The 15889-nt window shown below is 64.0% G+C and carries 16 protein-coding genes; all 16 read right to left on the bottom strand.

Annotated elements, in window-relative coordinates:
* Positions 1 to 2 precede the first annotated feature (2 nt).
* The 16 genes from CAG46_RS04295 to fliM all read right to left on the bottom strand — a co-directional run bounded on the left by CAG46_RS04295 (position 3) and on the right by fliM (position 15887).
* Positions 3 to 743: a flagellar motor protein gene (locus tag CAG46_RS04295; protein ID WP_085614522.1), complete on the bottom strand. Its 741-nt coding sequence runs from the start codon at positions 741 to 743 to the stop codon at positions 3 to 5.
* Complete coding sequence (locus CAG46_RS04290) at positions 743 to 1876, bottom strand: chemotaxis response regulator protein-glutamate methylesterase (RefSeq protein ID WP_025340069.1); 1134 nt, start codon at positions 1874 to 1876, stop codon at positions 743 to 745. Before CAG46_RS04290 ends, CAG46_RS04295 begins: the two co-directional genes overlap by 1 nt.
* Positions 1877 to 1922: 46 nt before the next feature.
* Positions 1923 to 4151, bottom strand: a complete 2229-nt coding sequence (locus CAG46_RS04285) for a chemotaxis protein CheA (RefSeq protein WP_085614523.1) — start codon at positions 4149 to 4151, stop codon at positions 1923 to 1925.
* A gap of 12 nt (positions 4152 to 4163) precedes the next feature.
* The gene (locus CAG46_RS04280; RefSeq protein WP_085614524.1) at positions 4164 to 4952 is read right to left on the bottom strand and encodes a protein phosphatase CheZ; all 789 of its coding nucleotides are present in this window, start codon (positions 4950 to 4952) and stop codon (positions 4164 to 4166) included.
* Between the two features lie 20 nt (positions 4953 to 4972).
* Positions 4973 to 5347, bottom strand: coding sequence for a chemotaxis response regulator CheY (locus CAG46_RS04275; protein ID WP_075045918.1), 375 nt, complete (start codon positions 5345 to 5347; stop codon positions 4973 to 4975).
* Between the two features lie 103 nt (positions 5348 to 5450).
* A complete protein-coding gene (gene fliA, locus CAG46_RS04270) occupies positions 5451 to 6191 on the bottom strand; it encodes an RNA polymerase sigma factor FliA (RefSeq protein WP_046614576.1) in 741 nt (246 codons plus the stop codon).
* Positions 6188 to 7021: a flagellar synthesis regulator FleN gene (fleN, locus tag CAG46_RS04265; RefSeq protein ID WP_003254408.1), complete on the bottom strand. Its 834-nt coding sequence runs from the start codon at positions 7019 to 7021 to the stop codon at positions 6188 to 6190. The genes fliA and fleN overlap by 4 nt, the downstream gene beginning before the upstream one ends.
* A 93-nt stretch (positions 7022 to 7114) precedes the next feature.
* On the bottom strand, positions 7115 to 8422 hold the full coding sequence (gene flhF, locus CAG46_RS04260; RefSeq protein WP_085614525.1) for a flagellar biosynthesis protein FlhF: 1308 nt from the start codon (positions 8420 to 8422) through the stop codon (positions 7115 to 7117).
* Positions 8423 to 8433: 11 nt separating this feature from the next.
* On the bottom strand, positions 8434 to 10563 hold the full coding sequence (gene flhA / locus CAG46_RS04255; protein WP_085614526.1) for a flagellar biosynthesis protein FlhA: 2130 nt from the start codon (positions 10561 to 10563) through the stop codon (positions 8434 to 8436).
* A 416-nt stretch (positions 10564 to 10979) separates the two neighbouring features.
* Positions 10980 to 12122 carry a flagellar biosynthesis protein FlhB gene (gene flhB / locus CAG46_RS04250; protein WP_015271208.1) on the bottom strand — a complete coding sequence of 381 codons (1143 nt, stop codon included), beginning with the start codon at positions 12120 to 12122 and terminating at the stop codon, positions 10980 to 10982.
* 2 nt (positions 12123 to 12124) lie between these two features.
* On the bottom strand, positions 12125 to 12901 hold the full coding sequence (gene fliR, locus CAG46_RS04245; protein WP_085589009.1) for a flagellar biosynthetic protein FliR: 777 nt from the start codon (positions 12899 to 12901) through the stop codon (positions 12125 to 12127).
* A gap of 7 nt (positions 12902 to 12908) precedes the next feature.
* The gene (gene fliQ / locus CAG46_RS04240) at positions 12909 to 13178 is read right to left on the bottom strand and encodes a flagellar biosynthesis protein FliQ (RefSeq protein WP_075045922.1); all 270 of its coding nucleotides are present in this window, start codon (positions 13176 to 13178) and stop codon (positions 12909 to 12911) included.
* Positions 13179 to 13199: 21 nt separating this feature from the next.
* Complete coding sequence (fliP, locus tag CAG46_RS04235) at positions 13200 to 13955, bottom strand: flagellar type III secretion system pore protein FliP (RefSeq protein ID WP_085614527.1); 756 nt, start codon at positions 13953 to 13955, stop codon at positions 13200 to 13202.
* Complete coding sequence (fliO, locus tag CAG46_RS04230; RefSeq protein ID WP_085589202.1) at positions 13955 to 14389, bottom strand: flagellar biosynthetic protein FliO; 435 nt, start codon at positions 14387 to 14389, stop codon at positions 13955 to 13957. The genes fliP and fliO overlap by 1 nt, the downstream gene beginning before the upstream one ends.
* 12 nt (positions 14390 to 14401) lie before the next feature.
* A complete protein-coding gene (fliN, locus tag CAG46_RS04225; protein ID WP_003257291.1) occupies positions 14402 to 14872 on the bottom strand; it encodes a flagellar motor switch protein FliN in 471 nt (156 codons plus the stop codon).
* A 46-nt stretch (positions 14873 to 14918) separates the two neighbouring features.
* Positions 14919 to 15887 carry a flagellar motor switch protein FliM gene (gene fliM / locus CAG46_RS04220; protein WP_085614528.1) on the bottom strand — a complete coding sequence of 323 codons (969 nt, stop codon included), beginning with the start codon at positions 15885 to 15887 and terminating at the stop codon, positions 14919 to 14921.
* Positions 15888 to 15889 lie beyond the last annotated feature (2 nt).

Below are 15889 nucleotides of genomic sequence, written 5' to 3'. Positions count from 1 at the left end.
GGTTACTCCATGAAGCCTTGCAGCTTCAGCTCGATCGAGCGCGGGTTCTCACCCTCGGCAATCGACAGCAGGCCCTCGAGCAGCATCTCGCGGTAGCGCGACTGGCGCATGACGATGGCCTTGAGCTTGTTGGCGATCGGCAGCAGCACCAGGTTGGCGCTGGCCACGCCGTAGATGGTCGCGACGAAGGCCACGGCAATGCCGTTGCCCAGCTGCGACGGGTCGGCCAGGTTGCCCATCACGTGGATCAGGCCCATCACCGCACCGATGATGCCGATGGTCGGCGCGTAGCCACCCATGCTTTCGAACACCTTGGCGGCCTGGATATCACGGCTTTCCTGGGTCAGGAAATCGACTTCGAGGATGCTGCGGATGGCCTCTGGCTCTGCGCCATCCACCAGCAGTTGCAGGCCCTTGCGCGCATACGGGTCAGGTTCGCTGTCGGCCACCCCTTCCAGGCCCAGCAGGCCTTCCTTGCGCGCGGTCAGGCTCCAGTTGACGACGCGGTCGATCCCGCCCGCCAGGTCGACCCGTGGCGGAAACAGGATCCAGCGCAGAATCTGCAAGGCACGCTTGAACGACGACAGTGGCGACTGCAGCAAGGCCGCCGCCAGGGTGCCGCCCAACACGATCAGTGCTGCCGGGCCATTGATCAGGGCACCGACATGGCCGCCTTCGAGGAAGTTGCCACCGACGATGGCGACAAAGGCAAGGATCAGGCCGATCAGGCTGAGCACGTCCATCAGACGCACGCCTCCACCAGGTGCTTGCCGATTTCGTCCAGGCTGTACACCGCGTCGGCCAGGTTGGCCTTGACGATGGCCATGGGCATGCCATAGATCACGCAGCTGGCTTCATCCTGGGCCCACACCGTACTGCCGCCCTGCTTGAGCAGGCGCGCACCTTCACGGCCATCGGCGCCCATGCCGGTAAGCACCACCGACAGCACCTTGTCGCCATACGACTTGGCCGCCGAGCCGAAGGTGATGTCCACGCACGGCTTGTAGTTCAGACGCTCGTCACCGGGCAGGATTTTCACCGCGCCACGGCCGTCGATCATCATCTGCTTGCCACCTGGGGCCAGCAGGGCCAGGCCCGGGCGCAGCATGTCGCCGTCCTCGGCTTCCTTGACGCTGATGCGGCACAGCTTGTCCAGGCGCTCGGCAAAGGCCTTGGTGAACGCCGCCGGCATGTGCTGGATCAGTACGATCGGCGCCGGGAAGTTGGCTGGCAACTGGGTCAGCACCCGCTGCAGGGCGACCGGGCCGCCCGTGGAGGTGCCGATGGCCACCAGCTTGTAAGGCTTGCGCTTGGGTGCCGGCGAGTGAGCTGGCGCCGCAGCCGGGGCCGCCGCACGGGCAGGCGCAGGCGTGCGCGCCGCTGCCGGGCTGGCGAAACTGCTGGTGGGTGCATGGCTGCTGCCTGCCGGCGCAGGTGCGGCAACCGGCGCATGGCTGGCGTAGCTGCCAAAACGGCGGTTGCTGCGGGAAATGGTATGCACCTTCTCGCACAGCAGTTGCTTGACCTTGTCTGGGTTGCGCGAGATGTCCTCGAAGTTCTTCGGCAGGTAATCCACCGCACCGGCATCCAGCGCATCGAGGGTGACACGGGCGCCTTCATGGGTCAGCGACGAGAACATCAACACCGGCGTCGGGCAGCGCTGCATGATGTGCCGCACCGCTGTGATGCCGTCCATCATGGGCATTTCGTAGTCCATGGTGATGACATCGGGCTTCAGCGCCAGCGCCTGGTCGATTGCTTCCTTGCCATTGGTCGCGGTACCCACTACCTGGATCGTCGGATCCGCCGAGAGGATTTCCGAGACGCGGCGGCGGAAGAAACCGGAATCATCCACCACCAGGACCTTGACTGCCATAAACACTCCATTAGGCGGCGCAACCCGCCAGGGTGCGCCACCGAAATCAAATACGCCGCGCGGCGTAACGCTTGAGCATGCTCGGGACGTCGAGAATCAACGCGATGCGACCGTCGCCGGTGATGGTGGCCCCGGACATGCCCGGGGTGCCCTGCAGCATCTTGCCCAGCGGCTTGATTACCACTTCTTCCTGGCCAACCAGTTGATCGACGACAAAGCCGATGCGCTGGGTGCCGACCGACAGGATCACCACGTGGCCCTCGTGCTGCTCTTCGTGCACCTGGCCCTGCACCAGCCAGCGCTTGAGGTAGAACAGCGGCAGCGCCTTGTCGCGCACGATCACCACTTCCTGGCCGTCGACCACGTTGGTGCGCGACAGGTCGAGGTGGAAGATCTCGTTGACGTTGACCAGCGGGAAGGCGAACGCCTGGTTGCCCAGCATCACCATCAGGGTTGGCATGATCGCCAGGGTCAGCGGCACCTTGATGACGATCTTCGAGCCCTGGCCCTTGGCCGAGAAGATGTTGATTGAGCCGTTGAGCTGGGAGATCTTGGTCTTCACCACGTCCATGCCCACACCGCGGCCGGACACGTCGGAAATCTCGGTCTTGGTCGAGAAGCCCGGGGCGAAGATCAGGTTGTAGCAGTCCGACTCGCTCAGGCGATCGGCGGCATCCTTGTCCATCAGGCCCTTTTCCACGGCCTTGGCGCGGAGGATGTTGGGGTCCATGCCCTTGCCGTCGTCAGAGATCGACAGCAGGATGTGGTCGCCTTCCTGCTCGGCCGACAGCACCACGCGGCCGGTGCGCGCCTTGCCGGAGGCTTCACGCTCTTCGGGCATTTCCACGCCATGGTCGACGGCGTTGCGCACCAGGTGCACCAACGGGTCGGCCAAGGCCTCGACCAGGTTCTTGTCGAGGTCGGTCTCTTCGCCGACCAGCTCCAGGTTGATCTCTTTCTTGAGCTGGCGGGCCAGGTCGCGCACCAGGCGCGGGAAGCGGCCGAAGACTTTCTTGATCGGCTGCATGCGGGTTTTCATCACCGCGGTCTGCAGGTCGGCGGTGACCACGTCGAGGTTGGACACAGCCTTGGACATGGCCTCGTCGCCGCTGTTCAGGCCCAGGCGCACCAGGCGGTTACGCACCAGCACCAGTTCGCCGACCATGTTCATGATCTCGTCCAGGCGCGCGGTATCGACCCGCACGGTGGTTTCCGCTTCGCTGGCGCCATGCTTCTCGGCAGCCGGCGCCGGGGCGCGGGGTGCTGCGGCAGGTTTGCTGGCAGGTGCCGGTGCCGGCGCAGCAACTGCGGCTGGCTTGGCCACGGGCTGGCTGTCGGTCTTGGCCGCGACCGGCGCTTGCACCTTGGCCGCAGCCGGGGCTTCGACGGCGGCAACGTCGCCACCGAACTTGCCCTTGCCGTGCAACTGGTCCAGCAGCGCCTCGAACTCGTGCTCGCTGATTTCGTCGCTGGCTGCGCTGGTATCGGTTGCGGCAGGCGTCTGCGCCTTGGCAGCGGGCAAGGCATCGGCCTGGAAGGTGCCCTTGCCATGCAACTGGTCCAGCAGCGATTCGAACTCGGCGTCGGTAATTTCGTCGCTGGCCGCTTCCGGCGCGCTGGCAACCGGCTGCGCGGCAACCTCGGCGCTGAACTGGCCTTTGCCGTGCAACTGGTCGAGCAGCGACTCGAACTCGGCGTCGCTGATTTCGTCACCTTCACCGCTGACGGTCTCGCCCTGCATCTGCTCGTCGGCCGCAGCTTGTGCCTTGACCGCATCGAGCGAATCGAGCAGCTGCTCGAACTCGCTGTCAGTGATGTCCTGCTCCTCGGCAGGCGCTTCGGCAACCGGTGCCGCAGCGGCAGGCACTTCAACGGCTTCGGCGCCACCCGGCTCGGCCAGGCGCGACAGCGCCGCCAGCAACTCGGGGGTGGCCGCGGTCACTTCGGTGCGCTCGCGCACCTGGCCAAACATGCTGTTGACCGTGTCCAGTGCCTCGAGCACCACATCCATCAGTTCCGCGTCGACCCGGCGCTCACCTTTGCGCAGGACATCGAACACGTTCTCGGCGATATGGCAGCACTCCACCAGCTCGTTCAGCTGAAGGAAGCCGGCGCCCCCTTTTACAGTGTGGAAACCGCGAAAGATCGCATTGAGCAGGTCGGCATCGTCGGGCCGGCTTTCCAGCTCGACCAGTTGCTCGGACAGTTGCTCAAGAATTTCGCCGGCTTCTACCAGGAAATCCTGGAGGATTTCTTCATCGGCGCCGAAGCTCATCAAACGTGCTCCTTAAAAACCCAGGCTGGACAGCAAATCATCGACATCGTCCTGACCGGACACGACGTCTTCACGCTTATCGGCATGAATCTGCGGACCTTCACCCCGAGTCGGATGTTTTTCTCGATCTTTTTCTGCGCGCAGTTGATCGTGGTCATGCTGGATGCCCGCAAAGCGGTCGACCTGGCTGGCCATCAGCACCAGTTTGAGCAGGTTGCTTTCCACCTCGGTGACCAACGTGGTGACGCGCTTGATCACCTGGCCGGTCAGGTCCTGATAGTCCTGGGCCAGCAGTATGTCGTTGAGGTGGCCGGCGACCTTGCGGTTACCTTCGGCGCTGTGCGTCAGGAAACTGTCGACGCGCTTGACCAGGTCACGGAACTCCGGCGCAGCCACTTCGCGGCGCATGAAGCGCTGCCAGTCGGTGCTCAGGGCCTGGGCCTCGCTGGCCAGGTCGTTGAGCACCGGGGTGCTTTCCTCGACCAGGTCCATGGTGCGGTTGGCCGCGCCCTCGGTGAGCCTGACCACGTACGACAGGCGCTCGGTGGCGTCGGTTATCTGCGACACCTCCTCGGCCTGCGGCATGGTCGGGTCGATCTGGAAACTGACGATGGCACTGTGCAGCTCGCGGGTCAGCTTGCCGACTTCCTGGTACAGGCCGCGGTCGCGGGTCTGGTTCAGCTCGTGAATCAGCTGCACCGCGTCGCCGAAACGGCCCCGCTCCAGGCTCTCGACCAGCTCCTGGGCATGCTTCTTCAGGGTCGATTCGAACTCGCCCAAAGACGTTTGTGATGAATCCATGGCGCGCCCCCTGACGTGACTCAGCCGTTGACGCGTTCGAAGATCTTCTCGATCTTTTCTTTGAGCACCTGGGCGGTGAACGGCTTGACCACGTAGCCATTTACGCCGGCCTGGGCCGCTTCGATGATCTGGTCGCGCTTGGCTTCGGCGGTCACCATCAGCACCGGCATGGATTTCAGGCGATCGTGGGCACGCACCTTGCGCAGCAGGTCGATGCCGGACATGCCAGGCATGTTCCAGTCGGTCACCAGGAAGTCGTAGTGGCCGTTTTCCAGCATCGGCAGCGCCGTGGTGCCGTCGTCGGCTTCTTCGGTGTTGGTGAAGCCCAGGTCACGCAACAGGTTCTTGATGATCCGCCGCATCGTCGAAAAGTCGTCAACGATGAGGATTTTCATGTCTTTGTTCAAGTAGACCTCCAAGCAGTCTCAAACGCGCTCGGCCCCGAGCGCGCATTCACAATTCGGTACAACGTAGAAAACGACTGCAACGACAGCGGGCTCAACGCGCCCGCCATTCCCCCAGGCGGCTGCGCAGGCGCGCGGCACACTGGCTGTGCAACTGGCTGACCCGCGACTCGCTGACCCCCAGCACCTCACCGATTTCCTTGAGGTTCAGCTCTTCGTCGTAGTACAGCGCCAGCACCAGGCGCTCACGCTCCGGCAGGTTGGCGATGGCCTCGGTCAGGGCGGCCTGGAAGCGCTCGTCCTCCAGGCCACGCGCAGGTTCCACCTGGCCACTGGCGCCATCCTCATGCAGCCCTTCGTGCTCGCCGTCCTGCAACAGGTCGTCGAAGCTGAACAGACGGCTGCCCAGGGTATCGTTCAAGATCCCGTAGTAATCATCGAGACTCAATTGGAGTTCGGCAGCAACTTCATGATCTTTAGCGTCACGGCCGGTTCTGGCTTCAACCGCACGCATCGCGTCGCTGACCATGCGGGTGTTGCGGTGCACCGAACGCGGTGCCCAGTCGCCCTTGCGCACTTCGTCCAGCATGGCCCCGCGAATGCGGATGCCGGCGTAGGTTTCGAAGCTGGCGCCCTTGCTGGCGTCGTACTTGTTGGCCACTTCCAGCAGGCCGATCATGCCGGCCTGGATCAGGTCCTCGACCTGCACGTTGGCCGGCAGCCGCGCCAGCAGGTGGTAGGCGATGCGCTTGACCAACGGGGCGTAGCGCTCGATCAGCTCGTACTGCGCGTCTTTCGACGCCCGGCTGTACATCTTGAAACCGCTGGCGTTCATAGCACAGGTCCCGCGCTGGTGGGCTGCACCAGACGCTCGACAAAGAACTCCAGATGGCCGCGCGGGTTGGCCGGCAGCGGCCAGCTATCGACCTTCTGGGCAATCGCCTTGAAGGCCAGCGCGCATTTGGAGCGTGGGAAGGCTTCGTACACGGCACGCTGCTTCTGCACCGCCTTGCGCACGCACTCGTCATACGGCACGGCGCCCACGTACTGCAGGGCAACGTCGAGGAAGCGGTCGGTGACCTTGGTCAGCTTGGCGAACAGGTTGCGGCCTTCCTGCGGGCTCTGCGCCATGTTGGCCAGCACCCGGAAACGGTTCATGCCGTAGTCGCGGTTGAGCAGCTTGATCAGGGCGTAGGCATCGGTGATCGAGGTGGGTTCGTCGCATACCACCAGCAGCACTTCCTGGGCGGCACGTACGAAGCTGACCACCGAATCACCGATACCGGCCGCAGTGTCGATCACCAGCACGTCGAGGTTGTCGCCGATTTCGCTGAACGCCTGAATCAGCCCGGCATGCTGGGCCGGGGCCAGGTGCACCATGCTCTGCGTGCCCGAGGCAGCCGGCACGATGCGCACACCACCGGGGCCCTGCAACATCACGTCGCGCAGCTCGCAGCGCCCTTCGATGACATCGGCCAGGGTCCGCTTGGGGGTAAGGCCCAGCAGCACATCGACATTGGCCAGGCCCAGGTCGGCGTCGAGCAGCATGACCCTGCGGCCAAGCTCGGCCAGCGCCAGGGACAGGTTCACTGAAACGTTAGTCTTGCCGACGCCACCTTTGCCACCGGTCACGGCGATCACCTGTACGGGATGCATGCTACCCATGTCTGTTCTTTACCTTGTCTCGCTGGGACTCAGGCCACACGTAGGGCAATTCTGCGTACCCCTTGGCATAGCTACCTTGCACACATTTCATCATCAACCCGCTCGCCGTGGGTTGTGATAGAGATCAGCGAACATGTCGGCCATGGCCTCTTCGCTGGGCTCGTCCTGCTGCTGCACATTGACCGCGCGGGAGACCAACTGGTGCCCCCGTGGCAGGTGCAGGTCGTCAGGAATGCGCGGCCCGTCGGTCAGGTAGGCCACTGGCAAATCATGACTGATGGCAAGGCTCAGCACGTCGCCAAGGCTCGCCGTTTCATCGAGTTTGGTCAGGATGCAACCGGCCAGGCCGCAGCGCTTGTAGCTGTGGTAGGCGGCGGTCAGCACCTGCTTCTGGCTGGTGGTGGCCAGCACCAGGTAGTTCTTCGCGGCAATGCCACGCCCGGCCAGGGTGTCCAGCTGCATGCGCAGGGCCGGGTCGCTGGCCTGCAGGCCGGCGGTATCGATCAGCACCACGCGCTTGCGCAACAGCGGCTCCAGCGCCGCGGCCAGCGACTGGCCCGGGTCGACGTAGGTAACCGGCACGTTGAGGATGCGGCCCAGGGTCTTGAGCTGCTCCTGGGCGCCGATGCGGAAGCTGTCCATGCTCACCAGCGCCAGGTTCTGCGCGCCGTACTTGAGCACGTAGCGGGCGGCCAACTTGGCGAGGGTGGTGGTCTTGCCCATGCCGGCCGGGCCGACCATGGCGATCACCCCGCCCTCTTCGATCGGCTCGACCTCGGGGATTTCAATCATTCGCGCCAGGTGCGCCAGCAACATGCGCCAGGCCTGGCGTGGCTCGTCGATCTCGGCAGTCAGGTCCAGCAGCTCACGGGCGATCGGCCCGGACAGGCCGATGCGTTGCAGCCGGCGCCAGACGGTGGCCTGCTGCGGCTTGCTGCCCTGCAGCTGGTTCCAGGCCAGCGAGCCGAGCTGCACTTCCAGCAGCTCGCGCAGGCCCGACAGCTCGGAGCGCATGGCATCGAACAGGCGCGGGTCGACCGGCGCCGACGCAGGCGCTGCAGCAGCCTCGGGCGCATCGACGTGCGGTTCGATCAACGGCTCGGCGGCGGTCAGCGACTGCCCGGCGAACAATTGGCGGTTGTTGTCGCTGCTGTCCTGGCGGTGGCCCAGCTCGGCCTGGGCAGTGGCGATGCGCGTATGGGTCTTGCGCAGCTCTTCTTCCAGTTCGGCGTTGGGCACACGCGGGGCCAGGGCGGACAGCTTGTAGTCCAGCGCGGCCGTCAGCTCGACACCGCCGGCGATGCGCCGGTTGCCGATGATGGCGGCATCGGCGCCCAGCTCATCACGGACCAGCTTCATGGCCTGACGCATATCGGCGGCGAAAAATCGCTTAACTTGCATTATCCCCTACCTCAGCCGTTAGGGCCCACGGTGGCAACGATGGTGACTTGCTTGTTGTCCGGTATTTCCTGATACGCCAGAACATGCAAATTCGGTACAGCCAGGCGACCGAAACGCGACAGCATGGCGCGGATCGGGCCGGCAACCAGGAGGATGGCCGGCTGGCCCTGCATTTCCTGGCGCTGGGCCGCCTCGATCAGCGAACGCTGCAGCTTCTCGGCCATGCTCGGTTCCAGAAGAACACCGTCTTCCTGACCTTGCCCGGCCCTTTGCAGACTATTGAGCAAAATCTGTTCCAACCTTGGCTCCAGGGTAATCACTGGCAGCTCCGACTCAACGCCGACAATGCTTTGCACGATGGCGCGACACAATCCGACGCGCACTGCCGCCACCAGCGCGGCGGTATCTTGACTCTTGCCGGCGTTGTTCGCGATCGCCTCGGCGATACTGCGAATATCGCGCACTGGCACCTGTTCCGACAACAGCGCTTGCAGCACCTTGAGCAGGCCCGACAAGGAAATGACACCCGGCACCAGCTCTTCTGCAAGTTTAGGCGATGCCTTGGCCAACACCTGCAGCAGTTGCTGGACCTCTTCATGGCCGATCAGCTCGTGGCAGTGCTTCTGCAGGATCTGGTTCAGGTGGGTGGCCACCACGGTGCTGGCGTCGACCACGGTGTAGCCCAGCGACTGCGCCTGGGAGCGCTGGCCGACATCGATCCACACGGCTTCAAGGCCAAACGCCGGGTCGCGCGCGGCAATGCCGTTGAGGGTGCCGAACACCTGCCCCGGGTTGATTGCCAGTTCGCGGTCCGGGTAGATCTCGGCTTCGGCCAGGATCACCCCCATCAGGGTCAGGCGATAGGCGCTGGGCTGCAGGTCGAGGTTGTCGCGGATGTGCACGGTGGGCATGAGGAAGCCCAGGTCTTGCGACAGCTTCTTGCGCACGCCCTTGATCCGCGCGAGCAATTGGCCACCCTGGTTACGATCGACCAGCGGGATCAACCGGTAGCCGACCTCCAGGCCAATCATGTCGATCGGCGTGACGTCGTCCCAGCCCAGCTCCTTGGTTTCCAGCGCACGCTGTGGCGAGGGCAGCAGGTCCTGCTGGCGCTGCGCCTCCTGCAGCGCTTGCACCTTGGCCTTCTGCTGCTTCTTCCATACCAGGTAGGCGCCACCACCGGCCAGCAGGCCGAGGCTGAGGAAGGCCACGTGCGGCATGCCCGGCACCAGGCCCATGACGATCATCAGCGCGGCGGACACCGCCAGGGCCTTGGGCGAATCGAACATCTGCCGGTTGATCAGCTTGCCCATGTCCTCGGAGCCCGAAGCACGGGTAACCATGATCGCGGCAGCGGTGGACAGCAACAGGGATGGCAATTGCGCCACCAAACCGTCACCGATGGTCAGCAAGGCGTACACCTTGCCGGCATCGCCAAAGCTCATGCCGTGCTGCAGCATGCCGATCAGCATGCCGCCGATCAGGTTGATGAACAGGATCAGCAGGCCGGCAATGGCGTCACCGCGGACGAACTTGCTGGCACCGTCCATCGAACCGTAGAACTCGGCTTCCTGCGCCACTTCGGCACGACGGTGCTTGGCCTGGGCCTGGTCGATCAGGCCGGCGTTGAGGTCGGCGTCGATGGCCATCTGCTTGCCGGGCATGGCGTCGAGGGTGAAACGCGCGCTCACTTCCGAGATACGCCCCGCGCCCTTGGTCACCACCACGAAGTTGATGATCATGAGGATGGCGAACACCACGGCACCGACCACGTAGTTACCGCCGATCACCACCTCGCCGAAGGCCTGGATAACCTTGCCGGCGGCGCCGTGGCCCTCCTGGCCATGCAGCATCACCACCCGGGTGGAAGCCACGTTCAGGGCCAGACGCAACAGCGTGGCCACCAGCAGGATGGTGGGGAACGCGGCGAAGTCGAGCGGGCGCAGGGCGTAGACGCAGACCAGCAGGACCACGATCGACAGGGCGATGTTGAAAGTGAAGAACACGTCGAGCAGGAACGGCGGTATCGGCAACATCATCATTGCCAACATCACCAGCAGCAACAGCGGCACACCCAGGTTGCCCCGGCCGAGCCCGGCCAGGTTGTTACGGGCGTTGCTGATTAACTGAGTGCGATCCACCGCGAGTCCTCTTGATGCAAAACTTTGACGCACAGGGGGCGCCTGGCGCTGGCTTTGCAAGAAGCTTTCCAACTTTGCTCGACGGGGGATTTATGTTGCCTGTTCCGGCCTCTTCGCGGGTGAACCCGCTCCCACAGGTGCGGCGTCGCCCTCGAGGAGCATGAGGTCCCTGTGGGAGCGGGCGTGCCCGCGAAAGGGCCAGAAGCCCTGACACAAGGTCAACTGTCGCGGCGCAGGCGCCTGGCGCTGGCTTGGCAAGAAGCCTTCCAACTTTGCTCGACGGGGAATTTATGTTGCCTGTTCCGGCCTCTTCGCGGGTGAACCCGCTCCCACAGGGACCGCACAGCCTTCAAGGCCTGCACAGGACCTGTGGGAGCGGGTTCACCCGCGAAAGGGCCAGGCGCCCTGACACAAGGTCAACTGTCGCGGCGCAGATCCGGCGGAATCGGCAGGTCGTCCTTCAGCGGCTCTGGCCGCTTGCCCTTGCCTGCCCGGTACTGGCGGATCTGGAACACATAGGCCAGCACCTGCGCCACCGCCAGGTAAAGCCCGGCAGGGATTTCCTGCTCGAGTTCGGTGGAGTAGTAGATCGCCCGCGCCAACGCCGGCGACTCGAGGATCTGGACCTTGTGCTCCACGCCGATCTCGCGAATCTTCAGGGCAATGAAATCCGTCCCCTTGGCCAGCAGCAACGGCGCCGCCCCGCCTTTCTCCGGGTCGTATTGCAAGGCCACCGCATAATGCGTCGGGTTGGTGATGATCACGTCGGCTTCGGGCACAGCCGCCATCATGCGCCGCTGCGAAGCCTCACGCTGCAGCTGGCGAATACGCTGCTTGACCTCGGGCTTGCCTTCGCTGTCCTTGTACTCGTCCTTGATTTCCTGCTTGGTCATCTTCAGCTTGTTGTGCGTCTGCCACAGCTGGAACGGCACGTCCGCCGCCGCAATCAACAGCAGCCCGGCCGACATCCACAACGCACTCCAGCCCACCACCTGCAGGCTATGGATGATCGCCTGCTCCAACGGTTCATTGGCGATGGCGAGCAGCGCCTGGCGGTCATTGACCAACACCACTACCGCCACGACCAGAATCACGAAAAACTTGGCGAGTGCTTTCAATAGCTCGGTCAGGGCGTTCATCGAGAACATGCGCTTGATCCCCGACAAGGGATTCATGCGGCTGAATTTCGGCTGCAACAGGCTGCCGGAAAACAGGAAACCGCCCAGGACAATCGGCGCGACAAAGGAAATCACGAACAACAGGATCAAGATCGGCTGCACCGCCCAGATGGCCATCTTGCCCGAGGCCAGCAGGAAGGCACCCATGGCCCGCTCATCGACGATGAAGTCGCGGGTCAGGCTGAAGTTCATGCGCATGATCGCCAGCAGTGTCTCGGCCAGGTGGCCGCCAAACGCCAGCAGGCCACCGGCGCCGGCCAAGGTCACCGCCACCGTGTTCAGCTCCTTGGAACGCGCGATCTCGCCTTTCTCGCGGGCATCGCGCTTGCGCTTGTCGGTGGGTTCTTCTGTCTTGTCCTGACCGCTTTCGCTTTCCGCCATGCTCAGCGCGCCCTTGCCAGATCACGCAGCCATTGCAGCGCTTCGCTGGCCAATGCCTGGTAATGGGAAAGTATGTCGGCCAGGCCGACCCAGAAAATGAACATGCCCATGACCAGGGTCAGCGGGAAACCGATGGAGAAAATATTCAGCTGCGGCGCGGCACGCGTCATTACGCCAAAGGCGATGTTCACCACCAGCAACGCGGCGATAGCCGGCAGGATCAGCAGCAGGCCGGCACCGAACACCCAGCCCAGGCGCCCCGCCATCTCCCAGAACTGATTGACCACCAGCGCATTGCCCACCGGCAAGGTGGTGAAGCTTTCGGTCAGCACCTCGAACGCCACCAGATGGCCGTTCATCAGCAGGAACAGCACGCTCACCAGCATGGTCATGAACTGGCTGATCACCGCAACGTTGACGCCGTTGGCCGGGTCGACCATCGATGCGAAGGCCATGCCCATCTGCACCGCGACGATCTGGCCAGCGATGACGAAAGCCTGGAACAACAACTGCAGCGACAACCCGAACAACGCCCCGACGATGACCTGCTCGGCACACAGCAGCAGGCCGCGCAGGCTCAGCGGATCGAACTCGGGCAATGGCGGCAGGGCCGGGACGATCACCACGGTGATGGCCACCGCCACGTACAGACGCACCCGCGCCGGCAGCATGCGGGTGCCAAAGATCGGCATGGTCATCAACACTGCCGTCACCCTGAACAACGGCAGGATGAAGGTGGCGACCCAGGTGCCGATCTGCGTGTCGGTCAGCTCCAGCATCGGCGCGTCAACCGATCAGCTGCGGGATGTTGGTGTACAGACTGGTGATGTACTCCATGAACTTCTGCACCAGCCACGGCCCGGCGACGATCAGCGTGACCAGCATCACCAGCAGGCGTGGCAGGAAGCTCAGGGTCTGTTCGTTGATCTGCGTGGCGGCCTGGAACATGGCCACCACCAGGCCCACCAGCAGGCTGGGCACCACCAGTATGGCGACCATCAGGGTGGTCAGCCACAAGGCATCACGGAACAGGTCGACAGCGACTTCAGGTGTCATCGGCGGCTCTCCTTGACGGCGTCAGACGCCGCCGAAACTGCTGGCCAAGGTGCCCATGATCAGCGCCCAGCCATCGACCAGCACGAACAGCATGATCTTGAACGGCAGCGAGATGATCAGCGGCGACAGCATCATCATACCCATGGCCATCAGCACGCTGGCTACCACCATGTCGATGATCAGGAACGGGATGAAGATCATGAAACCGATCTGGAACGCAGTCTTCAGCTCGGAGGTGACGAACGCCGGCACCAGGATCGTCAGCGGCACCTGGTCCGGGCCGGCGATGTCGGTACGCTTGGACAGGCGCATGAACAGGTCGAGGTCGCTTTGCCGGGTTTGCGCCAGCATGAAGTCCTTGAGCGGCCCCTGGGCCTTGTCGATGGCCTGCTGGGCAGTCATCTGCTCCTTCAGGTACGGCTGCAGTGCGTCCTGGTTCACCCGGTCGAACACCGGCGCCATGATGAACATGGTCAGGAACAGCGCCATGCCGGTCAGCAGCTGGTTCGACGGCGTCTGCTGCAGGCCCAGGGCCTGACGCAGGATCGAGAACACGATGATGATGCGGGTGAAGCTGGTCATCAGGATGACGAACGCCGGGATGAAGCTGAGCGCCGTCATGATCAGCAGGATCTGCAGGCTGACCGAATACTCCTGCTGCCCGTCCGCGGTATTGGACAGGGTAATGGCCGGGATCGACAGCGGGTCGGCCCCCAGGGCCAGCGGCGCAGCCAGCAGCAGCGCCAGAGTCAACAACACACGCAGCGCGCCATTCATCACTTCTTGTCCTTAGGGTCCTTGCCCATCAGCTCCATCAGCCGCTGGGCAAACTCCGGCGTCGCCTGGCGGGCGTTTTCCGGCACTTCCACGGGTTCGGCCAGCACATGCAGGGCCTCGATGCTGCCAGGGGTATGGCCGATCAGGATCTGCTCCTTGCCCACCTGCACCAGCAGCAGGCGGTCACGCGGGCCGATGGCCCGGCTGCCGACGATCTCGATCACCTGCCCGCCCTTCACCGCCGTGCTTTGCATGCGCCGCAGCAACCAGGCCAGGAAGAAGATCAGGCCGACCACCAGCAGCAGGCCGAAGACCATCTGCGCCAGCTGCCCACCGAGGCTGCCAGGCGCGGTTGCCGGGGTTGCCGCCGGTGTGGCCGCGGCCAGGCAAGCCTGGCTGGCGAGCAGCGCGGCGAGCGCCGCGATGGCGCGCATCGTGCCCTTCACTCAGCGCAGCTTCTTGATACGTTCGCTGGGGCTGATCACGTCGGTCAGGCGGATGCCGAACTTCTCGTTGACCACCACCACCTCGCCATGGGCAATCAGCGTGCCGTTGACCAGCACGTCGAGCGGCTCGCCGGCCAGGCGGTCGAGTTCGATCACCGAGCCCTGGTTGAGCTGCAGCAGGTTGCGGATGTTGATCTCGGTGCTGCCCACTTCCATGGAAATGTTCACCGGGATATCCAGGATCACGTCCAGGTTAGGGCCTTCGAGGCTGACGTTTTCGTTCGGCTTCGGCGAGCTGGCGAACTCCTCCATCGGCAGGCGGCCCGCGCCGCCGGTGCTGCTACCGGTGTCACCACCCAGCAGTGCATCGATATCGGCCTGGCCGGCCGCACCGGTTTCTTCCAGTGCCGCAGCCCATTCATCGGCCAGTGCCTGGTCCTCTGCGGAGGTGATCTCGTTTTCGTTAGCCATGGTTTCCTCGACAGGCATTCAATTCGTTATGAGCGACCGGCACGCGTCAGCGGCGTTCGATCGGGTCGATGATCTGCAGCGCCAGGTTGCCCTTGTGCGAACCCAGGCGCGCCTTGAACGACGGCACGCCGTTGGCGCGCAGCACCAGGTGCTCGGGCAGCTCCACCGGGATCACGTCACCAGGCTGCATGTGCAGGATGTCGCGCAGCTTCAGCTGGCGCCGGGCTACGGTGGCGGTCACCGGCACAGCCACGTCCAGCACGTCCTCGCGCAGGGCCTTGACCCAGCGCTCGTCCTGGTCGTCCAGGTCGGACTGGAAACCGGCGTCGAGCATTTCCCGCACCGGCTCGATCATCGAGTACGGCATGGTCACGTGCAGGTCGCCGCCACCGCCGTCCAGTTCGATATGGAAGGTGGACACCACCACCGCCTCGCTGGGGCCGACAATGTTGGCCATGGCCGGGTTGACCTCGGAGTTCATGTACTCGAAGGTGACCGGCATGATTGCCTGCCAGGCTTCCTTGAGGTCGACGAAGCACTGGTCCAGCACCATGCGCACCACGCGCAACTCGGTGGGGGTGAACTCGCGGCCTTCGATCTTGGCGTGGCGGCCGTCGCCGCCGAAGAAGTTGTCCACCAGCTTGAACACCAGCTTGGCGTCGAGGATGAACAGCGAGGTACCGCGCAGCGGCTTGATCTTGACCAGGTTGAGGCTGGTCGGCACGTACAGCGAGTGCACGTATTCGCCGAACTTCATCACCTGCACGCCGCCCACTGCCACGTCGGCGGAGCGGCGCAGCAGGTTGAACATGCTGATTCGGGTGTAACGGGCGAAACGCTCGTTGATCATTTCCAGGGTCGGCATGCGACCCCGCACGATACGGTCCTGACTGGTCAGGTCGTAGCTTTTGATGCTGCCAGGCTCGGATGCACTCTCGGTCTGCACCAGCCCGTCGTCGACGCCATGCAACAGGGCATCGATTTCATCCTGGGACAGCAGGTCCTGTACGGCCATTG

The sequence above is a fragment of the Pseudomonas sp. B23(2017) genome (genome assembly GCF_002113725.1).
Taxonomy (GTDB): Bacteria; Pseudomonadota; Gammaproteobacteria; order Pseudomonadales; family Pseudomonadaceae; genus Aquipseudomonas; species Aquipseudomonas putida_Z.
This window is presented reverse-complemented; position numbering and strand designations above follow the sequence as displayed.